Raw genomic sequence first — 2,623 nt, 5'->3', positions numbered from 1 at the left:
TTGGTCTCAAATTCCTGGGAGGTGTCACGAAATAAGCTGATATCACTTTGGGGACCTGGTTTACCAGCCTTTACATCTACAATATCTTTACCATTTGGTAGGACAATTAGCTGGTTTTTTCTAGTATGAGTTTTCTTTTTACCTGAGTAATACTTTTTTTGTGTCTCATGCTCTGAAGGTCTTTCTATAGGCTGTTCATAGCTATCCACGATTAACTCAAACTCCGTTAACAGTTCTTTAACAATTTCGTGGTCGTTGGAGTTTTTTTTACCTGTGATATTAAACTTGGTGGCAATAATTCTCCCAGGAGTGGAAACCAATAGTTAAACGTATCATTTGCCGTTGTCTCACTTACACCAAATTGAATGCCTAGTAACTGAAATGTTGTCAAATGACGTAAATATGTTAATGTTAAAATTATTTGCGACTCTGGGGTTAGTTTTGGCTTGCGTCCACCTCCTCCCACAATGAGTCTGACTTTTTTAGATTCTGCTAATTCTTTTTTATTATTATGTAGCTCTATTGCTTTCTCTATCAGTTGTTTTAGCTGTTCATAATGCAGTCCTAATAACCGTTGTGATTCTTCAGGATTGTTATGAATGTACTCAACTATGTTGCTCATAATCTCAGGGTAGATGCACGATTTTATCCTGTTATACCATAATTTAGTTTTTTTTCGGAGATGTCTATTGATTTTCTTCTTGAATATCGTTTAATAAAATATAATTTTCATCATCTGGTAAATTACTCCATAACCCCATTTTGAAGTGGCTATCAACTAGAACCAAACGGGTTGGTATTTCTAAGTTAGAATACATAATAGATATTTCTTTTAAAAGGTAAAAAACATCTTTAATCTGTTTTTCTAAAATCAATTTTTCTGCACGAGATATGATATATGATAGTGTAATCTCATTTGTTGAATGCTGATATTTCTTCCAATCATCAGTTTCTAAGTAATAACAATTATTCTCTTTACTCTCATAAAAAATAATTAATGCAAATAATTTGCCTAGTAACAAATGTAAAGATTGTAAGGTCATAATTAGGCTTATTCCTATGAAAATGAACAGATTCGGCAGGGCATAAATTTTGACCCCTGACTAAATTAATATCCTATTTACCGAGAGTTTTGTCAACCCATCCGAGGGATCAAGGCTTTCAGTGCGATCGCTGATCTTGTAGTGCGATCTCTCAATATCTATTTTATTGTACTTCCTTAACTATTATTAACTGCGATGTTTACGGATAGGGAAGCGATCGCTAGTTGTGGTTTAAGTGCGATTACTAGGTCGCGCTTCGCTATCAGTCAAATAGCTACCATCTAATGGCGTTTCAATGTCAAAGTTAGTGATAATATAGAAAAGAAAAACTCTTTAAATGTAAAATCTTGTATGAATACTCGGCTAGAAGTTGAATCAGTAATCAAACAATTGCCAGAAAGTGAAGTTCGTGATCTGGCAAAATGGCTTCAAGAATATCTTGATGAGATGTGGGATCGTCAAATTGAGGCAGATTTAGCATCAGGGAAATTAGATCGCCTCATTGCTCAGGCAGAAAAAGATATTGCAGCCAACAACGTGAGGGATCTTGATGAAATCCTTGGCGACGACTGAGTTTTGGAAAGCGTATGCTAATTTGTCACCTGAGATGCAAGAGCAAGCGCGGAAGGCTTATCAGCTTTGGCAGGAAAACTCACTTCATCCCTCTTTGCACTTCAAAAAAGTCGGTAGAAATCTTTGGTCTGCCCGTGTTAGTAGTGGATATCGAGCGTTAGCCTTAAAAAAGGGTGACGATTATTATTGGATTTGGATCGGTAATCATGATGAATATGAAAGTTTTTTAAATTAGCTCGTTGTCACAAGCGATAGCGTTGCGCGACCTAGGAATCGCATAATAATTTATATAGTGCGATCGCTAATATTGGGTTAATGCGATCATGAGAGAGCAAGCAATGATGAATTTTCATCTTCATAAAATAATTTGATTGTGCTGAACTCCCGACGCAGTAAATTTTCAACTTGTAAAGTAGAACAGTTTCCCAGTCTCAGCCAGATGACTTTTGGAGGAGTCCCCAACACTAAACTCAGATCGTGCATATCAGCATCTTTCGAGACAATCATCAAATCATTATCTTTTGCATAATTCCAAACTATCGGGTCTATTGTTGCTTTCATCCCTACATCCCGAACATGAAGGGAGTCTGGAAAAATATCGCTCAAACGGATGGATAATTTAGGGGATAAGTTTTCATCAAATAGTAATTTCATGCTGATAAAGTTGAAATCATTAGCCGACGTTCACGGTCAGCCGCATACGCAATACAAGCTTTTAAATCTTCTCGCGTTAGGTCGGGAAAATCATCAAGAATTTCTGCTTCAGTCATCTCGGAAGCTAGGTATTCAAGCACCTCATAAACTGTGATTCGCAAGCCACGTACACAAGGCTTACCACCGCGTTTATTGGGTTCGATTGTAATATAATCTCTGTAATTCATAAGTAGCAAGTGCATTTCTATTTTAGCGATTTTCTGAAAAAACTTGTAGTACAATATAAGCTAAATTATAGCACTATGTCCACATCGTCTTGCTTTGCAAATGACAGAATCCAGTACCTATTGATA

Annotated in this window: 7 protein-coding genes; 2 read left to right on the top strand and 5 right to left on the bottom strand. The window is 36.5% G+C overall.

The window, feature by feature from the left end:
* The 3 genes from ACIR310F_RS26755 to ACIR310F_RS0110210 form a co-directional block, all read right to left on the bottom strand.
* On the bottom strand, nucleotides 1-209 hold a 209-nt coding region (locus ACIR310F_RS26755), incomplete at its 3' end, for a transposase family protein (protein ID WP_028083751.1).
* A gap of 17 nt (nucleotides 210-226) precedes the next feature.
* Nucleotides 227-622 (bottom strand): helix-turn-helix domain-containing protein, encoded by a 396-nt coding sequence (locus ACIR310F_RS26750; RefSeq protein ID WP_028083750.1) that lies wholly within the window; start codon nucleotides 620-622, stop codon nucleotides 227-229.
* A gap of 64 nt (nucleotides 623-686) precedes the next feature.
* Nucleotides 687-1,043 (bottom strand): hypothetical protein, encoded by a 357-nt coding sequence (locus tag ACIR310F_RS0110210; RefSeq protein WP_028083749.1) that lies wholly within the window; start codon nucleotides 1,041-1,043, stop codon nucleotides 687-689.
* A 351-nt stretch (nucleotides 1,044-1,394) separates the two neighbouring features.
* Between ACIR310F_RS0110210 and ACIR310F_RS0110205 the strand changes: the two genes are divergently transcribed.
* A complete protein-coding gene (locus ACIR310F_RS0110205) occupies nucleotides 1,395-1,616 on the top strand; it encodes a hypothetical protein (RefSeq protein ID WP_028083748.1) in 222 nt (73 codons plus the stop codon).
* A 34-nt stretch (nucleotides 1,617-1,650) separates the two neighbouring features.
* Nucleotides 1,651-1,851: a ParE family toxin-like protein gene (locus ACIR310F_RS0110200; protein ID WP_231387462.1), complete on the top strand. Its 201-nt coding sequence runs from the start codon at nucleotides 1,651-1,653 to the stop codon at nucleotides 1,849-1,851.
* 86 nt (nucleotides 1,852-1,937) lie between these two features.
* On the opposite strand, the gene ACIR310F_RS0110195 is transcribed toward ACIR310F_RS0110200, so the two are convergent.
* On the bottom strand, nucleotides 1,938-2,270 hold the full coding sequence (locus tag ACIR310F_RS0110195) for a DUF5615 family PIN-like protein (protein ID WP_028083746.1): 333 nt from the start codon (nucleotides 2,268-2,270) through the stop codon (nucleotides 1,938-1,940).
* Entirely contained in the window at nucleotides 2,267-2,497 is a 231-nt protein-coding gene (locus ACIR310F_RS0110190; RefSeq protein ID WP_027402180.1) for a DUF433 domain-containing protein, read from the bottom strand. Before ACIR310F_RS0110190 ends, ACIR310F_RS0110195 begins: the two co-directional genes overlap by 4 nt.
* Nucleotides 2,498-2,623: the final 126 nt, after the last annotated feature.

The organism is Dolichospermum circinale AWQC310F, from assembly GCF_000426925.1.
Classification (GTDB): domain Bacteria; phylum Cyanobacteriota; class Cyanobacteriia; order Cyanobacteriales; family Nostocaceae; genus Dolichospermum; species Dolichospermum circinale.
This window is presented reverse-complemented; position numbering and strand designations above follow the sequence as displayed.

Bases quoted from the DNA above. Each gene is read 5' to 3' on its own strand.
- ACIR310F_RS26750 (WP_028083750.1), bottom strand. From the start codon at position 622: ATGAGCAACATAGTTGAGTACATTCATAACAATCCTGAAGAATCACAA.
- ACIR310F_RS0110210 (WP_028083749.1), bottom strand. From the start codon at position 1,043: ATGACCTTACAATCTTTACATTTGTTACTAGGCAAATTATTTGCATTA.
- ACIR310F_RS0110205 (WP_028083748.1), top strand. From the start codon at position 1,395: ATGAATACTCGGCTAGAAGTTGAATCAGTAATCAAACAATTGCCAGAA.
- ACIR310F_RS0110200 (WP_231387462.1), top strand. From the start codon at position 1,651: ATGCAAGAGCAAGCGCGGAAGGCTTATCAGCTTTGGCAGGAAAACTCA.
- ACIR310F_RS0110195 (WP_028083746.1), bottom strand. From the start codon at position 2,270: ATGAAATTACTATTTGATGAAAACTTATCCCCTAAATTATCCATCCGT.
- ACIR310F_RS0110190 (WP_027402180.1), bottom strand. From the start codon at position 2,497: ATGAATTACAGAGATTATATTACAATCGAACCCAATAAACGCGGTGGT.